This is a genomic window from Aeromonas sp. 130281 (assembly GCF_056642115.1).
The window spans coordinates 129,519-147,520 of sequence record NZ_JBWVQS010000003.1; the positions used below are offsets into that span (position 1 = coordinate 129,519).

Sequence of the window (18,002 nt, forward strand, 5' to 3'; positions counted from 1 at the left end):
CCTCCATGTGAGAGCGTGATTAACGGTGAGACAGGAACGCGCGATGTTGATTGAATTTTCCAAGATGCACGGCCTCGGGAACGACTTCATGGTGGTGGACGGCGTCACCCAGAAGGTGTTCTTCAGCAACGATGTCATCAAGAAGCTGGCGGATCGCCACTTCGGCATCGGCTTCGATCAGCTGCTGCTGGTGGAGCCGCCCTATGATCCCGAGCTCGACTTCCATTACCGCATCTTCAATGCCGATGGCAGCGAGGTGGAGCAGTGCGGCAACGGTGCCCGCTGTTTTGCCCGCTTCGTGCGCCTCAAGGGGCTGGTCAACCGGGATCGCATCGCGGTCAGCACGGCCCGTGGCCGCATCACCCTGCAGCTGGAGGGGGAGAACCAGGTCACGGTCAACATGGGGGTGCCCCAGTTCGAGCCGGGCAAGATCCCGTTTCGCGCCCAGAAGGCGGAGAAGACCTACCTGCTGCGGGCACAGGATCACACCGTGATGTGCGGTGCCGTCTCCATGGGCAATCCCCACTGCGTCATCGAGGTGCCCTCGGTGGCCGATGCCCCGGTGGAGACCCTGGGCCCCATCATGGAGCGCCACGAGCGTTTCCCCGAGCGGGTCAACGTCGGCTTCATGGAGATGGTCAGCGCCAGCGAGATCAAGCTGCGGGTGTTCGAGCGCGGGGTGGGGGAGACGCTCGCCTGTGGCACCGGCGCCTGCGCCGCCGTGGTGATCGGTATCAGCCAGGGCAAGCTCAGGGAGCGGGTCACCGTCACCCTGCCGGGGGGCAAGCTGACCATCGCCTGGAAGGGGCCGGGTCAGCCGGTCTACATGACAGGCCCGGCCGAGCATGTCTTTGATGGCCAGATAGAGCTGTAAGCCAGTGAGCGGGCCCGCCGAGCACGTGTGCTACGGCCAGATAGAGTTATAGGCATCGAGCGGGGACCTCCTCCGCGCAGCCACAAGGTTATGTCGGGGCCCTGTGCCCCTTTTTCGGATGGATCAACCAAGTTATGAGCGAACTCAAACGGCAGGAATCACTGATGGACGAAGCCACAGTGCTGGAGTACCTGGCCCGTTACCCCGAGTTTTTCCAGCGCCACGGGGCCATGCTGGACAGGATCCGCATCCCCCATGAGCACAAGGGCACCATCTCCCTGGTGGAGCGCCAACTCGACAGACAGCGCGAGCGCATCGAGCAGCTGGAGCAGGAGATCACCGAACTGATGGGGATCGCCAGCGAGAACGAGCGGATCTTCCGGGTCTATGCGGATCTCTATGGCGAGCTGTATGGCTGCCAGACCCTGTTCGAGCTGAGCGCCGTGATGGGCAAGGCCTTCGTACAGCGGCTGCGGCTGACCGGTCTGCGCCTCTGGCTCAGCCCGAAGAAATTCCCGCTGAGCGGCCCGGAGCAGCGTTTCCTGGCGGACGGCAAGCAGCTCGACCAGTTGCTGGGCCAGCGACTGCCCGGGACGGATTACTACTTCGGGCGGCTCAACCAGAGCGAGAAGCAGGCGCTGTTTGGCAGCGACGTGCTGGTCAACTCCGTGGCCCTGATGCGGCTCGGGGATCTCGGCGTGCTGGCCTTCGCGAGCTCGGATCCCAGCCACTTCACCCCCCACAACGACACCCTGCTGCTGGGTCAGCTGGGGCGTCTGCTGCAACTGCGTCTGCCCGAGCTGGTTCGTGGCTAAGGCACCCCTCCCCGCCACCGACCCCCTGCCTCCCGCCCTGGCGGGGGAACTCACCGCCTTTATCGAATACCTGAGGGTCGAGCGCCAGCTCAGCCCTCATACCCGCAGCAACTATCAGGCCCATCTGGAGGCCATGGCCGCCGAGCTGGTCAGGCTGGGGGTCGATGACTGGGCCCGGCTCGAGGCGAGCCAGGTGCGCAGTCTGGTGACCCGGATGCACAAGGCCGGCCTGGCCCCCCGATCCCTCGCCACCAAGGTCTCTGCCCTGCGCAGCTTCTGCGACTGGCAGGTGCGCCAGGGGCGGCTCCCTGCCAACCCGGCCCGCGGCATCGTCACCCCCAAGCAGGGGCGGCCGCTGCCCAAGAACCTCGACGTGGACGAGATGTACCAGCTGCTCAACATCACCGACGAGCAGGATCCGCTGGCAGTGCGGGATCGCGCCATCATGGAGCTGATGTACTCCTCCGGTCTGCGCCTCGCCGAGCTGGTGGGGCTCAACCTCGCGGACGTGAAGCTCGACGAGCGCCAGCTCAGGGTCACCGGCAAGGGGTCGCGGGAGCGGGTGCTGCCCATGGGCAGGATGGCGGTGGAGTGGCTGCACAAGTGGCTCAAGGTGCGGCCAGCGCTGGCGGGGGACGAGGGGGAGGCATTGTTCGTCTCGAAACGCCGGCAGCGGCTGTCGGCCCGCTCGGTACAGGAGCGGCTCGACGGCTGGGGCAACAAGCAGGCCCTCAATGCCCATGTCCATCCCCACAAGCTGCGCCACAGCTTCGCCACCCACATGCTGGAGTCCTCCGGGGATCTGCGGGCGGTGCAGGAGCTGCTGGGCCACGCCGATCTCTCCACCACCCAGATCTATACCCACCTCGACTTCCAGCATCTGGCCAAGGTGTATGACAGTGCCCACCCCAGGGCCAAGCGGGATCCCGACACCCCGGAAGATGAGTGACAGCAAGGAGCCCGGGCGTTCCTGTTGATGACGCAGAGGAGAATGCATGCATTTTTACCGTCGCTGGCAGCCGGTGGCCGCCATCTCGTTCGACCTTGACGACACCCTCTATGACAATGGCCCCGCCATAGCGCGGGCCGAGCAGTGGATGCTGAGCCATCTGCGCAGCGAATACCTGGCCACCGCCATGCTGGACAAGCCGCGTTGGCTCGAGCTCAAGCGCCAGTTGCTGCTGGAACACCCCGCACTGAGCCAGGACGTCAGCCTGGCGCGCCAGCACGGCATCCGCGAGGCCATGGTGCAGGGGGGCATGGCCGCCTCCCTGGCCGAGCAGGAGGCAGCGCGGGTGTTCGCCGCCTTTCTTGCCGAGCGCTCGAAGATAGAGGTGAGCGAGGCGACTCACGCCCTGCTGGCGCGTCTGGCGGCGCACTACCCCCTGGCGGTGATCACCAACGGCAACCTGGATCTGGAGCAGGCGGGTCTGGCTGGCTACTTCACCCTGGTCTGCAAGGCGGGGGCGGGGGCCAGGATGAAGCCGGCGCCCGACATGTTCGTGCAGGTGCAGCAGGCCCTCGGGCTTGCCCCCGGCCAGATCCTCCACGTGGGGGATCATCCCGAGACGGACGTGCTGGGGGCCAGGTTGCACGGCTTTCGGGCCGCCTGGCTCAACGAGCGCCAGCTGCCCTGGCAGTCGCTGCGGTTGCTGCCGGATGTGGAGCTCGCCACCCTCGACGAGCTGGCCGGGCTGCTGCTCTGAGCCCTCTGAGGGGCAGAGAAAAAGGTGCACAGGCGAGGCCATTTATTTATTCTTGGCGCGGACTGACAAGGGAGTGCTGGGCGTGAGTGGAATGAAGAGTGTCATCTGGTTGGCCATCCCCATGGTGCTGGCGGGTTGCGATCTGTTTCGCGACCACTACCGGATGGAGTTTCGGGATGGATCCTGGCGGGATATCGCCATTTCGCCTTTCTCGGATCAGGCCCGCTGGCGCGAGGGGTGCGCCACCGGCGAGATACTGGTGGACATGACCCTGCCCCTGAAGCGGGGCAAGGTGGTCGATGGCCGCGAACAGCTGCTGATCGGCGGCGAGCTGTTCGAGCTGGAAGAGGCCCGGCTCTATCGCGGCAACGGCATGGTGCTGGGGCAGGCCCCTGACCATGTCCAGCGAGGCCTCAAGGGGCTGGATGTCTGCCGTACCCTGCGCCCCGACCGCGGTGCCCTGCCCAAGTTGAAGGGCAAGGGGTTTGGCGACTAGCCGACCCGCTGACGATACTGGCGGCAGGCGTCGCCGAAGGCGCGAAACAGCTTGATGGAGTGGGGGTTCTCTTTCGCCTTCCCCTCTGGGTGCCACTGCACCGCCAGCAGGAAGGGGGCGGGAGCGTGGCATGAATAGCCTCGATCAAGCCACCCTCGACATGGGCCAGTGGCACTGGATGTCTGCCGTACCCTGCGCCCCGACCGCGGTGCCCTGCCCAAGCTGAAAGGCAAGGGGTTCGGCGACTAGCCGACCCGCTGACGATACTGGCGACAGGCGTCGCCGAAGGCGCGAAACAGCTTGATGGAGTGGGGGTTCCCTTTCGCCTTCCACTCCGGGTGCCACTGCACCGCCAGCAGGAAGGGGGAGAGGGTGGGGGCGTGGATCGCCTCGATCAAGCCGTCCTCGGCATGGGCAAGCGGTGCCAGCCCCTCCCCAAGGCGCCTGATCCCCTGGCCATGCAGGGAGTTGACCGGGATCTGCGCCTCCCCCATCAGGTCGGCAAACCAGCTGCCGGGCACCAGGCTCACCTGGTGGCTGTGGCCATACTGCTCCTCCACGGGATCGTCCGCATCCTCCCTGTGATCCGCATAGCCGGGCTCGCAATAGACCTTCTGATGAATGTCCCCGCCCAGGGCCACGTTGATCTCCTGCATGCCGCGGCAGATGCCGAGCAGGGGCAGTCCCCGATCGAGGGCGGCACGCACCAGTGCTATGTCGAACAGATCCCTGTCCCTGTCCTGTGCCTTCTCCGGGGTCAGGTTCTCCTGGCCGTAGAGGGCGGGATCTATGTTGGATCCTGCCCCGCTCAGGTAGACCCCATCGGCGAGATCCAGATACTGCTCCAGATCAGCGGTCCCGCAGCAGGTGGGAACCAGCAGGGGCACGCAGCCGCTGATCTCCACCAGGGGGGTGATGTATTTGTGGGTCATTACCTGGTAGGCGTGGCCGCTGCGGGCCTGGGCCCCCATGGTCATCAGCACGACGGGTTTGGAACGGGAACTGGGGTTGGGCATAGGTCACCTTGGCTATCCTTGGCGGTCTCATCCTGCGCCTTGGGAAGGCCCTTGCCGCATCACTCTCGCAAGGGCATGCCTCAAGGCATGGTCATGGGATCAGGGTCGTGCCGCAGTGCCAGAATCGTCGGTCAGCCTGGGCGATGACAGCCTGGATCCCGATCCCAGTCTGCCAAGGCCGTTCAATATGTCAAACGAAATGATACCAGAATGTTAATTTCGATGATGTCTGAGCCAGCTTGAGTCCCTGCAACAGGGGCTTTAGCCGCAGTTGGCGGGCGTCTAGGGGAAATTCGTGGTGGATATATTAAACATTCGGCCCTGATGGCCGGATAGCAGAAGGGGCCCGCAGGCCCCTCGTCGATTCAGGCATTGAGGATGAACTGCTCTATCACCCTGGCCACGCCATCCTCGTCGTTGCGGGCCGTGGTGTGCTGCGCCAGCGCCTTGATCTCGTCGGTGGCGTTGCCCATGGCGACCCCGAGCCCGGCATATTCGATCATGTGGCGGTCGTTGCCCGCGTCACCCACCGCGATCACCCGGGAGGCGTCCAGACCCAGGTGCTCCGCCAGGGCGGCCACGCCGGTTCCCTTGTTGCTTCGCTTGTTCATGAACTCGAGGAAGTAGGGGGAGCTGCGCACCACTGTGTAGCGCTCATAGAGCTCGGCGGGCAGCTGGGCGATGGCGCGGGAGAGCTGGGGCTCTGGGTCTATCATCATCACCTTCATGATCTGCTCGTCGGCGGGCAGGGTGGCGAAGTCCACCAGGTTGATCGGCATCTTGATCAGCCGTGACTCGTGCTCCGTGTAGGTGCTGACCCTGGGGCTGATGAGGCCCTGGCGGACGGAGAAGCCGTGGACGTTGACCCCCAGCTCGGAGGCCAGATGGGCGATGGCGCTGGCATCGCTGCCGGTCAGCAGCTGGCTGCGCAGTATGCGTTGATCCGCGACCTGTTGCACCAGGGCGCCGTTGTAGCAGATGACGTAGTCATCCTGGCCGGTGAGGCCGAGCTCGGCCAGATAGGGGGTCATGCCTTCCAGCGGGCGGCCGGAGGTCAGCACTACTGTGACGCCCTGGTCGCGGGCGGCCGCGATGGCGGCATGGGTGCGGGGGGTTATTTGACCTTGCGGGTTCAGCAGGGTGCCATCCATATCCAATGCGATCAGCTTGTACATCTTCTCACTACCTGAGTCTGGCCGGCCCGCCCTATGGGGCCAAGGGGAGGCCGAGTGTAGCGAAAATCGCCGCCGGGATCACGCCGCCATCGCCGCAGAGGGGCCATGGCGCCTCTCAGCGCTGGCCCTGATAGGGGGTCAGCTGCAGCTGATCTTCCCGGATGGCGAAGTGGATGGGGCCGTGCTCTATGTCGACCCTGTTGTGGTGATGGGCCATCTCCACCTCGACGCCGGGGAAGAGGCGCTGGGTGGCGATGATGTCCATGTTGGCCATCAGTGCCTGCAGCTCGCGCTGCGCCTCGGCAAGCTGCTCGTCGAGGGACTTGCTCTCGTCCAGCTGCCGGGTGCGCAGCGCCTTGATCTTCTGCAGTGTCTCGGGATTGCGCTTGTCGCCGGGCTGTTGCAGCAGCCGCAGGATGAGATCCTGCAGCTTGTCGAGCTGCTCCCGGCAGGCCTGCTTGCGTTGACGCAGGGCCTGCTCCCGCTCCTTGTGGCTGAAGTAGCCGCCGAGGATCTGCAGCCGGGTCCGGTTCGCAGCCGAGGCGCCGAGCACGGGGGCCATGATGAGGCGGTTGGCGATGTTGATGCCGCCGATGAGGTGGCCCTTGCGCATGGCGCTGTCCCCGACCCTGAGGTCCTGGCCGCTGCGGCAATAGCTGTGGCTGAGCTGGCTCTGGATATGGATGTCGCCATCGGCCTCCAGCCTGGCGTACTGGGCATAGCTGGCGTGGATCTCGCCCCCGGCGTTGAGGTGGCAGAGGTACTGCTCCCCCTCCAGCTTGCGCCCTATGATGCCGTTGCGCACCGTGATGGTGCCGCCGGATTCGATATAGCCCCCCTCGACGAAGCCCCCTATCACCACGTCGCCGCTGGTCTTGATCCGCATGCCGGGCATGACGTCCCCGGTGACCAGCAGGGAGCCCTCGAACATGACATGACCGTGGCGGATGTCGACCTGCTTGACGCTCAGCACCTCGTCCACCCTCATGCCGGCACGCTCCTGGCAAGGCAGCCCGGCGCGGGTCGCCAGCAGCAGATCCGGATCCTCGGGGGAGAAGCAGGTGCCTTCTCCCGCCGTCATGGCGCTCTCCTTGCCGTGGCGGGCGGGCAGGGTCTGGCCCGTCACTGTGAAGCCGTCTATGCCCTGAGTGGCGGGGTGGCGCCGCATCAGGGGGGCGCCCGCCTTGACGGTGAGCAGGGTGCCGAGATCGCGCATGTCCACCTTGCCGTGGTCCACCTCCTGGGGCCTCAGGATCCGCTCCGCCGCCGTCTCCACCAGCCGTTCCAGGCGGGTATCCAGGCCGTGTCTGGCCGCCTTGCCCAGGGCGATGACGGGGGTGAGGCGAGTGCCGGGAGCCGCCTCGCTGGCGGCCTTGATGGCGGCGGCGAGCAGCCGCTCGCTCACCCCCTGCTTGATCGGGCTCGCCGCCACCGCCTCCTGCAACTGCGCCAGGGTCAGGGGGCTGCCGCCCCAGTCGGCGGTGATCTGGGCGCTGGCGCTCATCTGATCCTTGTCCACCAGAACGAGGAGCCGGGCGTCCTGCCGCTGGGCTATGGGCACGGGAGGGTGGGAGGGGGCGTCCGGCTGGGTCAGCAGGGTGTTGAGCAGGGCGACGGCCTGCCGGATCCCCTCGTCGAGGGGTTGATAGCGTCGGCAGTTGGAGAGCCGCAGCAGGGCCAGGACATGCTGCTCCTGGACGGGCTCGGTGAGACCCGGGGTAATGCGCAGACAGACATAGGTCATGTCTGCCGACAGCTGAAACCACGCTTTGCTTAACACCGGGATCCTCCTTCGTTGTCCCGATCCGGCTAGCCCCCCTGTGGCCGGGGGCGGGATCCTTGCCAAGAGCCTATGCCGCCAGCGCGGCCAAGAACCGCAGTATTCTGGCATTTCGCCGTCCGGGTCAACGAGCCGAGTGCAAATGGGTGAGCCGGGTTGAGGAAATCCTGTGTGACGGGGAGTGGGGCCGGTGGCGGTGGCTCGACCGCTTGCTGAGTGTCAAATGAGGTGTGTATGGCGGTATCTGCTGACTATTTCACCGACGGCGGCCCCCGATGGGTATCAAGTTCAGTGTGGCGATACGATTCACCTTGCCAGAGGCGGTTCAAGGGATTTTAATCTGCCGCCGCCCCGAGGCGTTGACGCGGGTCGCTGCCGACCCTACTGCCCTCTTGTCCAACCGAACGAGCCCCATGACCGCCCAAGGCCACCTGCTGTTTTCCGTCACCTGCGCCCTGCTTGCCCACAAGGTCGAACTCACTCCGGCCCTGGCCGAAGGCAGCCTGTGGCACATAGTGCCCATGGCCCTGGCCAGCGCCCTGCTGCCGGATCTCGATCACCCCCACTCCCTGCTCGGTCGGCAACTGCCCTGGATCTCGGGGCCCCTCTCCCGGCTGTTCGGCCATCGCGGCTTCACCCACAGCCTGCTGGCGGTCGGCCTGGGGATATGGGGGCTGGCGCAGTTTCAGGCCCCCGGCCTTCTGTCCGGGGTGATGAAGGATGCCCTCATCGTCGGCTACCTCAGCCACCTGCTGGGGGACTGGCTCACCCCCATGGGCATACCCCTGCTCTGGCCCTGGCGCCGACGCTTTCGGCTGCCCGGCCTTCCCCTCAAGAGCGGCGGGGGCTACGAGAGGGCTTTCTGCCTGCTGACCCTGGCGCTCGCCGGGTACTGGGTGCATGGGAGCGCGGGCTTAGGCACCTTCTAGCCTGGCATCAGTCGATGCGGCTGGCGGTTCTGGTCAGGGTGAGGTAGTCGGCGAGCACCGGCAGCCCCTGCAGGTGGCGGCGCAGCATGTCGAGGGCGGCGAAGGCGAGGATCCGGCGGCCGCTCTCGGGATCCGGGTGACTTAGCTTCACCCGCTGACCGATTCGCTGCCCGTCTGCGCACAGCAGCAGCGGCACGCCGTCGGGGCCTGCACTGCCTATGGTCAGGCTGGGTTCCCGTCCGCTGCATGTCAGATGGCCGAGCTCGCAGGGGAGGCTGTGGCTGAAGCTGGCCTCCAGCCCCGGATGGGGGTGGCACATGGCCAGCAGGGCGCCTCGGCTCTCCCCTTCCTGCAGGCACAGCGGCCGCTCCCCCAGCAGGGCCAGGATCTGCTGCGCCGGCTCCTCGTGGCCCCGTCCCACCAGCCAGGGGGCTATCTCTCCGAGCAGGCGTGCCTCGGCAGCATCCATGTCGGCGGCGCTGGCGCCATGGCCGATGAGTTTCAGCTCGATGAGGGGCATGGAGGAGCGGTAGCCGAGCTCGATGCCCGCAGGCCAGGGCGCCCCATCCAGCTTGTCCGAGAGGGCGGACTCCGAGATGCCGAAGGTATAGAAGCGGCGCAGCTCGGTGTCCGTCTCTTCCCCCGCCAGCGCCTTGAGGCGGGGCAAGATCTGCTCGCGCACCATCTGCTTGAACTCGAACGGCACGCCCGGGGTGAAGAAGAGCCGGCTCTGGCAGTGGCTGGCCGGGTGGCTGACCACGAAGCCGCAGGCGGTACCCACCGGGTTGTCGAGGATCTCGCAGTCCCGGGGCAACCAGGCCTGCTTGCTGTTGCTCTGGGCCATGGTGCGGCCCCGGCTGGCGTAGCGCTCGGCCATGGTGGCGAGCCAGTCGGGGAACAGGGCGAGCGGCTGCTCAAAGGCTTCGGCCGCCGCCTGGGCGGTGAGATCATCCGCGGTGGGGCCGAGCCCCCCGCACACCAGCACCACTTCTGCCCGGTCGGCGCTCTCCTGCAAGGCGGCCTTCAGATCCGCGAGGTTGTCCCCCACGGTGAGGCGACGGCGCACCTGCCAGCCTTGCTCCAGCAGCAGGGCGCTGAGCCAGGCGGCGTTGGTGTCCACTACCAGGCCGGTCACTATCTCGTCCCCCGTGCTGATGATCTCGATACGCATGCAGACTCCTTGGATGGTGGACCCCGATCAGGGCTTGTTGTGCTCGAAGTAGTAGCTGATCCGGGTGCGGGGGTTGAGGTACTCGAACACCGCCGGCGGCAGTCGCTTGGGGTGGATCACCTTGGCAATGGAGAGCTCGGCCTGCTCGAGATCTATGATGGCCGCCTCCTGGCGCGGGATGCGGGGGTCGTACACCAGCACCGCGGGGTAGAGCAGGCGGGAGGCGTTGACCGACATCACCAGCCCGACCTGGCCGTTGGAGAGCTGCACCACGCTGCCGGGCGGGTAGATGCCCATCAGGCGGATCAGCATGCCGAGGTGGTCGGTGTTGAACTGGGCCTTGCGCTGCTTGTAGAGGTTGCCGAGGGCCGAGTAGGGCACCTTGGCCTGCAGGTGGCAGAGGTTGTCGTACTCGTTGATGAGGGAGACGATCTGGGTCAGGGGGTCGAGCTGATCCCCCCTGAGCCCCTGTGGCCCGCTGCCATCCAGGTATTCGTGATGGTACTGCACTATGCGTTTCGCCGGCTCGGGGAAGTCACTGGCCAGGCTCAGCAGCTCCAGGCCGTAGCGCGGGTGCTGGGCCATCAGGTTCTGCTCCGGTTTGGTCAGTGGGCTTGTCTTGCGCAGGATCTGGCTCGGGATCTTCAGCTTGCCGATGTCGTGGAACAGGGCCCCCATGCCGACCTGGCGAATAGCCTCCGCCGGCAGCTTGCACTCCCTGGCCAGCAGCATGCTGAGCACGCTGACGTTGAGGGAGTGGAACTGGAGGCTGTTGCCATCCGCGCTGTCGGAGACCAGGTGCAGCACCATCTCGTCCACCGACAGCAGCTGCTCCGTCATAGCGTTGATCAGCTCCTGGGCCTCATTGATGGCGTTGAGGGGGCGGGACTGGATCTTGCCCATCAGGTTGCGCACCTGGGCCAGGGACTGCTGGAAATGCTTCTCGCACTGCTGCAGATCCCGGCGATAGCGCTGCAACTGCTCGATGCGCCTGGTCTTCTCCTGCTGCATCTCCTGCTGGCGCCCGACCAGATCGTCAGCGCCATCCGGTGCGGGTTGCACCCGATCGAGGGGCTTGGGGGGGGCGTCGCTCTTGTCGGGGATGATGGTCACCAGCTTGAGACCGAGCCGGCGGATCAGCTCAATCTCCTCTTCACTCTTGAGTTTGAAGCTGGAAAACAGGAAGGGGTGCTCACGCCATCCCAGTGGCAGGGAGACGTAATTGCCGACTTGCAGCCGATCGACCGAGATCTTGATTCCTGTCATGGGGTTGGGCACGAGAGACACACAGAGCCGTATGCTAGTCAAAGGCAGGGGTGAATACAAAAGGTATCTGATGACAGGATGAGCGCTTTATTATAGGCTTCTAGATGTCCAGACATATTTACCGATGCAGTACAGGGAGTCAGCATGCCGATCAAGATCCCGGACCAGTTGCCCGCCGCCGAAGTGCTGGGGCAGGAGAACATCTTCGTGATGACGGAATCCCGGGCCGTCACCCAGAACATCCGTCCACTGCGGGTGCTCATCCTCAACCTGATGCCCAAGAAGATAGAGACCGAGATCCAGCTGATGCGGATGCTCTCCAACTCGCCCTTGCAGGTGGACGTGGATCTGCTGCGCATCGACGATCGGGAGTCGAAGAACACGCCCCAGGCGCACCTGGAGAACTTCTATCACGACTTCGAGCAGGTCCGTGGCAACAACTACGACGGCATGATCATCACGGGGGCGCCGCTCGGGCTGGTGGAGTTCGAGGAGGTGGTCTACTGGCCGCGCATCGTCGAGATCATCGAGTGGTCCCATCAGCATGTGACCTCCACCCTGTTCCTGTGCTGGGCGGTGCAGGCGGCGCTCAAGGCGCTCTACGGCATGGAGAAGCAGACCCACGGCGAGAAGCTGTCAGGGGTCTATCGTCACCACCGCCTCGACGAGCACGAGCCGTTGCTGCGTGGCTTCGATGACGAGTTCGTCGCGCCCCACTCCCGCTATGCGGCCTTCGACGGGGATCTTATCCGTGCCCAGACCGATCTGCAGATCTTCGCCGAGTCCGAGGAGGCCGGCGTCTATCTGGCGGCGACCAAGGATTGCCGCCAGGTGTTCGTCACCGGCCATCCCGAATACGATGCCCTGACCCTGGACGGGGAGTACCGGCGGGATCTGGCGGCGGGCCTCACCCCCGTCATCCCGGTCAACTACTACCCGGGCGACAATCCCGATCAGACCCCGCGCGCCAGCTGGCGCAGCCACGGCCACCTGCTGTTTTCCAACTGGCTCAACTACTACGTCTATCAGCTCACCAGCTATCGGCTGGAGGACATCGGCAAGGTGTTCACTTACGAGCAGCCCAAGGGCCAGGTGTAGGGCCGGCGCACCCGTAATGGCTGAAAGAGATCGGCAAGGTGCTCAGCTATAAATCGCCCAGGAGTCAGGTGTCATAGTGCCGGCTCACCCGCTATGGCCGGAGGAGATCGGCAAGGTGTTCAGCTATAAGCCGCCCAGGAGTCAGGTGTCATAGGGCTGGAGGAGATCGACAAGGTTTTTACCTGCGAGCACTCCAAGGCTCAGGGCCCCTTTCAGTCGACCCCAGCCAGGTGTCGCCCCCGGGTGTCGAGCCAGTGACGGTGGCAGGCCAGGGTGAAGGCGCCGGGCCGCCTGGCCCGGATGGCGGCCATGGCCTCCGGCTGGGACTGGCCAAGGGCCATCAGCAGCAGGGCCGCCACCAGCCCGGTGCGACCGCTCCCTCCGTGACAGTGAATGGCCAGGTGTCTGCCCTCGCGCAGCAGGGAGAGCAGTTGCGGCAGCACGGGGAGCCAGGCTCGCTCGAAGGCTTCATCGGGGGCCTCATCGTCCGCTATGGGCAGGTGGAACCAGGCCATGCCCCTGGCCTCGACCAGTGAGCCGAGGGAGCCTGCGCCGCGTGCGGCCAGCTCATCCTTCGTCATCAGCGTGAGCACTCCGCCGGCACCGGCCAGCTGCAACTGGGCCAGGGCGAGCGGCATGGCAACCTGCTGGTTGCCGGGGCAGGGGGTGAGCAACAGCTGGCCGTCGAGGCGCGGAACCTCCAGGCTCCAGAAGGGGTGGGCACTGAGCATGAGGATCCTTGTCGGTGCTAGTCGGGTGTCAAACGAATTTGTTGGCCCCCTGTTTGAGTGCGGCACAGCATAGAGGGCGCGGGTGCGATGTCAATCTGCGTTGTGTTCGGCCCGGTTTACGGGCAGAGTCTAAAAAAATAGAGCGATGGAAGGAGTAGAGATGAGAAACCTGGATCAACTGGACTTGGACATCCTGGCCCATCTGTTTCGCGATGCGGGCATGACCAACAAGGATTTGGCGGCCCTGGTCGGGGTGGCTCCCTCCACCTGCCTGGAGCGGGTGCGCAAGCTGCAACAGGACGGGGTGCTGAAGGGCGCTCACTGCGAGGTGGATTATCAGGCCCTGGGCGGCCATATCCAGGCCATGGTCTCCTTGCAGCTGGCGCGCCACAGTCGGCAGATAATCGATGCGTTTCGCGATGCCATCCTGGCGTTGCCCGAGGTGATCAGCCTGTTTCACATGGGTGGCAAGGATGATTTCCTGGTGCACCTCTGCGTCGCCGACACCGAGCACCTGCGCAACTTCGTGTTTGATCACTTCACCTCCCGGGAAGAGGTGGTACACCTCGAGACCTCCCTGGTGTTCGAGCACAGGTTCAGCCGATCCCTGCCCTGTTTCACCCATCCCTGAGCGCCAGGGGGTAGAAAAAAACCGCCAGCTGGCGGTTTTTTCGTTTCTTCATCCCGTCAGTTGAGGGCCAGCCTGTCGTCCGGCGCCGTCTGGTAGAGCCCCTGCTGGTAGGCCAGGTTGCCCCAAAGCACCAGGCCCAGCGCGGCATCCTTCATGGCATCCGGCTGCGGGGCCGGGGTGAGGGTCTCGCTGGCATCGTCATAGATGAAGCCTTCCGCCGCCCGCTCCGGCTGCAGTATCACCACGTCCTTGCCCCGCATCAGGGCGAAGTTCTTGTCGTACTGCATGATGGCGCGCCCCGGCCAGTCTGCAGGCATGCGGGTCAGATCCTTGCCCAGCATGGGGTAGTCGGCACTTATGCCCATCAGGGAGAGCAGGGTGGGCGCCATGTCGATCTGGCTGACGATGCGCGGATCCTGTTTCGGCGCTATGCCCTCTCCCACTATGACCCCAGGGATATGGAAGCGGGGGATGGGTACCAGGCTGGCGCCGCCGACCCGGCTGTCGTGATCGGCGATGACCAGGAACAGGGTGTCCTTCCAGTAGTCCGATGCCTTGGCCCTCCTGAAGAACTCGCCGACGGCGTAATCCGCGTACTTGGCGGCGTTGTTGCGGGTCGCCTTGGGCTGTTCATAGAGGGAGATGCGGTCGTCCGGGAACTCGAAGGGATCGTGGTTGCTGGAGCTGAACACCAGGCTGAAGAAGGGCTTGCCCTGCCTGTGCAGTGCCTCGAAGGTGTCGTTGGCCTTGGCCATGAGATCTTCATCCGAGGCGCCCCATGAGCCCTCGAACACCGGGTTCTTGAAGTCCTTCTGCTCGACTATGGTGGTGAAGCCATTGCCGAGGAAGAAGCTGCGCATGTTGTCGAAATGGCTCTCGCCGCCGTAGATGAAGCTGGTGTCATAGCCCCGCTGCTTGAGCAGATCCGCGATGGTGAAGAAGTTGGTCTGGCTCTTGCCGAGCTTGACCACGGCCTGGGCCGGGGTCGGGGTGAAGCCGGTCAGTACCGCCTCTATGCCGCGCACCGAGCGGGTGCCGGTGGCGTAGAGCTGCTCGAACGCCCAGCCCTCCCGGGACAGCGCATCTATGTTGGGGGTGAGCGGCAGGCCGCCGAGGGAGCCGACAAACTGGGCGCCCAGGCTCTCTTGCAGCAGGATCACCAGGTTCTTCGGCTTGCCGCTATGGCTGGCTTCGTTGAAGGTCTGGCTGGGTTGTGTCTCGGAGCTGAAGTCCTGGTCGGGGCGGCCGCTCTCCTCGCGTACCAGCGCCAGGATCCGCTCCCTGGGCAGTTCCCCGTAGAATTCGCCGGCACTCTCCTCGTTGCTCATCTGCTTGATGGCGAAGAAGAGGGAGTAGGCGGAGTTGACCGTCAGGGCGTTGACCAGGGGATCGCTGGCGAATGCCACCATGGCCGGGTTCAGGGCCCGGTGCCCCAGACTGGAGCGGGCGCCGAGGAAGCCGATGGCCAGGATCAGCAGGGCGAAGGCCGGGCGCAGATACCAGCGCGGGAAGCTCAGGTGCCGCATCAGGCGCCCGCTCAGCCACCAGCCACCCCCCAGAGTCAGCAGGCTGAACACAAGGGCCAGCAGCAGTTCGCCCTTGCGCCCCGCCCACAGCATGGCGAGCACCTCCTTCGGGTAGATGAGGTATTCGATATAGAGGCGATTGGGGCGCACCCCGTATTCGGTGACGAAGGCGGGGGTGGAGATCTCGAGGAAGAGCATCAGCCAGAGCCCCAGGGTCAGCCAGACCCGGATGAGTTGCAGCCAGGCGCGGCCCAGGGCATGGGGGCCCGCCAGCAGCAGGGTGAAGACGGTGGGGACGCCCCACAGCCAGCAGAGGGTGGCAAGGTCGACCCGGATACCTTGCAGCAGCAGTTGCGACCAACCGGCGACGGCGTCGACCCGCTCCTGTTGCCAGAGCCCCAGGCCTGCCCGGCTGGCGGAGAGGGCGATGAGCGCGATCACCGAAAAAATGGCGATGGGCCAAAATGGACCCAGCCAGTGTCTTATTTTTGTCATTGTTTTTCCTGATAAAGCCTGTTTTTTTGATGCCCATCCGAGGACAGCTTTTTTTATATTGCAGGGTTATGACAATGGGGGCGGGGAAAGGTTGCGGCGCAGGGGACCACTGGATGCTATTGATAAAATTGATTTTTTAATGAGGGATCCCGGGGGAGCCCAAAGACAGCATAAATGACTGGGCGTTGTGTGATCCCCACGGCAAAGCGCGGCGGGGGGCTTGCCTATAATGGCGCCGGATTTTCTCAATCGGAGCCGAAGGGATGCCGGTCTTTATCGATGTGGAGTATGTGCACGGTTGGTGCCTGTTCGTGGTGCTCTCGGACGGCACCACCGGGGTGCTGGACCTGACCCCCTGGCGCAGCCAGCCCCTGTTCGCTGCGCTGGACTCGGAGCGGCGTTGTGCCCTGGTCTTCATCAATCGTCGCCACCAGCTGGAGTGGCCCTCGGGCTGCACCCTGTCGGCCCAGGAGGTCTATCACCTGATTGCCCCCATCGACGAGCGCGAGGCCTTCCCGGATCGCAACCCGGGCTGAGAGTGACGGGCTAACTCGTTGAGCCAGGTAACGTTTTCAGTCACAGACCCGCCCTGGCGAGGCCGTTATCATGGCCTCAGGGTGGCGCATTTTGCGCCAGCACCACAGCGGGAAGATAACAATGAAACAAGGAAGGTTGCGCCATGGCGGCCTGATCGGGGCCGCCTTGTTACTGACAGCGTGCGGCAGCGGCGGCGGGGGTTCCAGCAGCGAGACCCAGCCCCCCGTGGTCAATCCGCCTCCCACCTCGGACAGTCGCGCCTGCTACGGCGATGATCAGCCCGCCTGCAACCTGAGAACCTATCAGGTGATGGTGGAGTCCTTCGTCGATGGCGACGGCAGTGCCAACTACGGCGTCGGCTACGGCCCCTCCAGGCACAACGGCGATCTGCAGGGGATCATCGACAGCCTGGACCACATCAAGAGCCTCAACGTCAACGCCATCTGGCTCACCCCTGTGTTCGACTCCTGCGCCGGTCAGGCCGGGGACGATCGGCTGGATGCCACCGGCTATTTCGCCTGCGACTTCTTCAACGTGGATCCCAACTTCGGCAGCAACGCCCAGCTCAAGACCCTGGTGGACGCGGCCCACCAGCGCGGTCTCTACGTCTTCCTCGACGGCGTGTTTGGCCACGTCAACAGGGTGGGGGTGAGCAAGCCCTCGCCAGAGGGCCGCCTGCCCGCCCTCAAGAGCGGCGGTGCCGGTTATCCGGGCCAGCTGGTGGATTACAGCCAGCCCGAGAGCCTCGCCTACTTCAAGGAGGTGGCCCGCTACTGGGTCCAGCAGTACGGCATTGACGGCTGGCGCCTCGATCAGGCCTATCAGCTGGGGCTGGACGACTGGCGCGCCATTCGCACCGAGGTGGCGCAGGCCAGCGCAACGCGCAAGGCGGCCGGCCAGCAGTGGGGCACTCTCGGCTACCTGGTGGGCGAGGTGTGGAAGGGGGCCGACGAGATCCGCGCCCAGGCGTATGGCAGCAGCGACAACCCGGCGCTCTCCTCGGCGTTCGACTTCCCGCTGCGCTATGGCCTGGTGCAGGCGCTGGCGGTGGAGGAGTCCGGCAAGGGCGGACAGGGGGCCGGCGTGCTCGACGCCAGCTGGAACAAGGTGGAGAACTACCCCAACCACGCCATGCCGAACCTGATGCTGGGCAACCACGATCTGGTGCGCTTCGGCGATCTGCTGGAGCGCGGCAACTTCAACCAGGCGGACTACTGGCAGCGCCACAAGGCGGCCTTCAGCTTCCTGGCGGCCCGCTCCGGCCCCATCACCCTCTACTACGGCGAGGAGTTCGGCGACGAGGTGCCGGGCTTTGCTGCCCAGGTGGGCGGTGACTGTGCGGCCCAGGGACTGTGCGACGATCACGTGGCCCGCAGCGACGGCAAGGTGCCCGGTGTCACCGGCTTCGTGCCGAGCGGCGAGCAGAGCGATCTGAAGCAGTGGCTGAGCGAGTTGCTGGCTCTGCGTGCCGCCCACCCCGCCCTCTACCAGGGGGAGCGAGTCAAGCTGGTGGCCGAGGGCAGCGTCTATGGCGACATCAAGCAGACGGCGGCGGAACAGATCGTCTATCTGCTCAACGTTTCAAGTACGCCCCAGAGCTACAGCCTGCCTCTGGCCAAGCTGCGCAGCGGCAGCGCCCTGGTGGATCTGCAGAGCGGCGAGCGCCTGGCCATGGGGGGCAGCAGCCTGACGGTGGACCTGCCGCCCCTCAGTGGCCGCTTCCTGCTGTTGCAATGAGACGGCAGACAGCAAAAGG

General features: G+C 65.1%; 17 protein-coding genes and 1 pseudogene. 10 read left to right on the plus strand and 8 right to left on the minus strand.

All coding sequences use genetic code 11. The features are described from left to right. Window positions 1-43: 43 nt before the first annotated feature. The 5 genes from dapF to AC1IN8_RS10470 all read left to right on the plus strand — a co-directional run bounded on the left by dapF (window position 44) and on the right by AC1IN8_RS10470 (window position 3,891). Complete coding sequence (gene dapF, locus AC1IN8_RS10450; protein ID WP_025325502.1) at window positions 44-874, plus strand: diaminopimelate epimerase; 831 nt, start codon at window positions 44-46, stop codon at window positions 872-874. A gap of 134 nt (window positions 875-1,008) precedes the next feature. Continuing rightward, entirely contained in the window at window positions 1,009-1,689 is a 681-nt protein-coding gene (locus AC1IN8_RS10455; protein WP_290070157.1) for a DUF484 family protein, read from the plus strand. Next, the gene (gene xerC / locus AC1IN8_RS10460) at window positions 1,682-2,638 is read left to right on the plus strand and encodes a tyrosine recombinase XerC (RefSeq protein WP_479758817.1); all 957 of its coding nucleotides are present in this window, start codon (window positions 1,682-1,684) and stop codon (window positions 2,636-2,638) included. Before AC1IN8_RS10455 ends, xerC begins: the two co-directional genes overlap by 8 nt. A gap of 46 nt (window positions 2,639-2,684) precedes the next feature. Further along, window positions 2,685-3,395 (plus strand): HAD-IA family hydrolase, encoded by a 711-nt coding sequence (locus tag AC1IN8_RS10465; RefSeq protein WP_479758818.1) that lies wholly within the window; start codon window positions 2,685-2,687, stop codon window positions 3,393-3,395. A 91-nt stretch (window positions 3,396-3,486) separates the two neighbouring features. After that, window positions 3,487-3,891 (plus strand): hypothetical protein, encoded by a 405-nt coding sequence (locus tag AC1IN8_RS10470; RefSeq protein WP_025325506.1) that lies wholly within the window; start codon window positions 3,487-3,489, stop codon window positions 3,889-3,891. On the opposite strand, the pseudogene AC1IN8_RS10475 reads toward AC1IN8_RS10470, so the two are convergent. The 4 genes and pseudogenes from AC1IN8_RS10475 to AC1IN8_RS10490 form a co-directional block, all read right to left on the minus strand. Then, window positions 3,888-4,066 (minus strand): annotated as a pseudogene (locus tag AC1IN8_RS10475) (gamma-glutamyl-gamma-aminobutyrate hydrolase family protein); the annotation flags it as partial. The gene AC1IN8_RS10470 and the pseudogene AC1IN8_RS10475 overlap by 4 nt on opposite strands. Window positions 4,067-4,136: 70 nt before the next feature. Beyond that, a complete protein-coding gene (locus tag AC1IN8_RS10480; RefSeq protein WP_479758819.1) occupies window positions 4,137-4,907 on the minus strand; it encodes a gamma-glutamyl-gamma-aminobutyrate hydrolase family protein in 771 nt (256 codons plus the stop codon). Window positions 4,908-5,272: 365 nt separating this feature from the next. Further along, window positions 5,273-6,082 carry a sugar-phosphatase gene (gene yidA / locus AC1IN8_RS10485; protein WP_202047718.1) on the minus strand — a complete coding sequence of 270 codons (810 nt, stop codon included), beginning with the start codon at window positions 6,080-6,082 and terminating at the stop codon, window positions 5,273-5,275. Window positions 6,083-6,197: 115 nt separating this feature from the next. Then, a complete protein-coding gene (locus AC1IN8_RS10490) occupies window positions 6,198-7,862 on the minus strand; it encodes a DUF342 domain-containing protein (protein WP_479758820.1) in 1,665 nt (554 codons plus the stop codon). A 413-nt stretch (window positions 7,863-8,275) separates the two neighbouring features. Between AC1IN8_RS10490 and AC1IN8_RS10495 the strand changes: the two genes are divergently transcribed. After that, the gene (locus AC1IN8_RS10495; RefSeq protein WP_479758821.1) at window positions 8,276-8,791 is read left to right on the plus strand and encodes a metal-dependent hydrolase; all 516 of its coding nucleotides are present in this window, start codon (window positions 8,276-8,278) and stop codon (window positions 8,789-8,791) included. A 7-nt stretch (window positions 8,792-8,798) separates the two neighbouring features. Here the strand turns inward: AC1IN8_RS10495 and AC1IN8_RS10500 are convergent, their stop codons facing one another. After that, the gene (locus AC1IN8_RS10500) at window positions 8,799-9,962 is read right to left on the minus strand and encodes a molybdopterin-binding protein (protein WP_479758822.1); all 1,164 of its coding nucleotides are present in this window, start codon (window positions 9,960-9,962) and stop codon (window positions 8,799-8,801) included. A 27-nt stretch (window positions 9,963-9,989) separates the two neighbouring features. Then, window positions 9,990-11,228 carry an HD-GYP domain-containing protein gene (locus tag AC1IN8_RS10505; RefSeq protein ID WP_162519297.1) on the minus strand — a complete coding sequence of 413 codons (1,239 nt, stop codon included), beginning with the start codon at window positions 11,226-11,228 and terminating at the stop codon, window positions 9,990-9,992. 144 nt (window positions 11,229-11,372) lie between these two features. Here AC1IN8_RS10505 and metA point away from each other — a divergent pair, with 144 nt between their 5' ends. Beyond that, window positions 11,373-12,326 (plus strand): homoserine O-acetyltransferase MetA, encoded by a 954-nt coding sequence (gene metA / locus AC1IN8_RS10510; RefSeq protein WP_202047714.1) that lies wholly within the window; start codon window positions 11,373-11,375, stop codon window positions 12,324-12,326. Window positions 12,327-12,538: 212 nt separating this feature from the next. Here metA and AC1IN8_RS10515 read toward each other — a convergent pair whose 3' ends face one another. Beyond that, a complete protein-coding gene (locus AC1IN8_RS10515) occupies window positions 12,539-13,057 on the minus strand; it encodes a phosphatase domain-containing protein (protein WP_479758823.1) in 519 nt (172 codons plus the stop codon). Window positions 13,058-13,217: 160 nt separating this feature from the next. Here AC1IN8_RS10515 and AC1IN8_RS10520 point away from each other — a divergent pair, with 160 nt between their 5' ends. After that, window positions 13,218-13,688 carry an Lrp/AsnC family transcriptional regulator gene (locus AC1IN8_RS10520; RefSeq protein WP_025325515.1) on the plus strand — a complete coding sequence of 157 codons (471 nt, stop codon included), beginning with the start codon at window positions 13,218-13,220 and terminating at the stop codon, window positions 13,686-13,688. 56 nt (window positions 13,689-13,744) lie between these two features. On the opposite strand, the gene AC1IN8_RS10525 is transcribed toward AC1IN8_RS10520, so the two are convergent. Further along, the gene (locus AC1IN8_RS10525) at window positions 13,745-15,709 is read right to left on the minus strand and encodes an LTA synthase family protein (protein ID WP_479758824.1); all 1,965 of its coding nucleotides are present in this window, start codon (window positions 15,707-15,709) and stop codon (window positions 13,745-13,747) included. Between the two features lie 263 nt (window positions 15,710-15,972). On the opposite strand from AC1IN8_RS10525, the gene AC1IN8_RS10530 reads away from it, so the two are divergent. Both AC1IN8_RS10530 and AC1IN8_RS10535 read left to right on the plus strand, forming a co-directional pair. Next, window positions 15,973-16,245 (plus strand): DUF2442 domain-containing protein, encoded by a 273-nt coding sequence (locus AC1IN8_RS10530; RefSeq protein ID WP_479758825.1) that lies wholly within the window; start codon window positions 15,973-15,975, stop codon window positions 16,243-16,245. Window positions 16,246-16,366: 121 nt separating this feature from the next. Then, complete coding sequence (locus tag AC1IN8_RS10535) at window positions 16,367-17,983, plus strand: alpha-amylase family protein (RefSeq protein ID WP_479758826.1); 1,617 nt, start codon at window positions 16,367-16,369, stop codon at window positions 17,981-17,983. Window positions 17,984-18,002: the final 19 nt, after the last annotated feature.

Bases quoted from the DNA above. Each gene is read 5' to 3' on its own strand.
- dapF (WP_025325502.1), top strand. From the start codon at position 44: ATGTTGATTGAATTTTCCAAGATGCACGGCCTCGGGAACGACTTCATG.
- AC1IN8_RS10455 (WP_290070157.1), top strand. From the start codon at position 1,009: ATGAGCGAACTCAAACGGCAGGAATCACTGATGGACGAAGCCACAGTG.
- AC1IN8_RS10465 (WP_479758818.1), top strand. From the start codon at position 2,685: ATGCATTTTTACCGTCGCTGGCAGCCGGTGGCCGCCATCTCGTTCGAC.
- AC1IN8_RS10470 (WP_025325506.1), top strand. From the start codon at position 3,487: ATGAAGAGTGTCATCTGGTTGGCCATCCCCATGGTGCTGGCGGGTTGC.
- AC1IN8_RS10480 (WP_479758819.1), bottom strand. From the start codon at position 4,907: ATGCCCAACCCCAGTTCCCGTTCCAAACCCGTCGTGCTGATGACCATG.
- yidA (WP_202047718.1), bottom strand. From the start codon at position 6,082: ATGTACAAGCTGATCGCATTGGATATGGATGGCACCCTGCTGAACCCG.
- AC1IN8_RS10495 (WP_479758821.1), top strand. From the start codon at position 8,276: ATGACCGCCCAAGGCCACCTGCTGTTTTCCGTCACCTGCGCCCTGCTT.
- AC1IN8_RS10500 (WP_479758822.1), bottom strand. From the start codon at position 9,962: ATGCGTATCGAGATCATCAGCACGGGGGACGAGATAGTGACCGGCCTG.
- AC1IN8_RS10505 (WP_162519297.1), bottom strand. From the start codon at position 11,228: ATGACAGGAATCAAGATCTCGGTCGATCGGCTGCAAGTCGGCAATTAC.
- metA (WP_202047714.1), top strand. From the start codon at position 11,373: ATGCCGATCAAGATCCCGGACCAGTTGCCCGCCGCCGAAGTGCTGGGG.
- AC1IN8_RS10515 (WP_479758823.1), bottom strand. From the start codon at position 13,057: ATGCTCAGTGCCCACCCCTTCTGGAGCCTGGAGGTTCCGCGCCTCGAC.
- AC1IN8_RS10520 (WP_025325515.1), top strand. From the start codon at position 13,218: ATGAGAAACCTGGATCAACTGGACTTGGACATCCTGGCCCATCTGTTT.
- AC1IN8_RS10525 (WP_479758824.1), bottom strand. From the start codon at position 15,709: ATGACAAAAATAAGACACTGGCTGGGTCCATTTTGGCCCATCGCCATT.
- AC1IN8_RS10530 (WP_479758825.1), top strand. From the start codon at position 15,973: ATGCCGGTCTTTATCGATGTGGAGTATGTGCACGGTTGGTGCCTGTTC.
- AC1IN8_RS10535 (WP_479758826.1), top strand. From the start codon at position 16,367: ATGAAACAAGGAAGGTTGCGCCATGGCGGCCTGATCGGGGCCGCCTTG.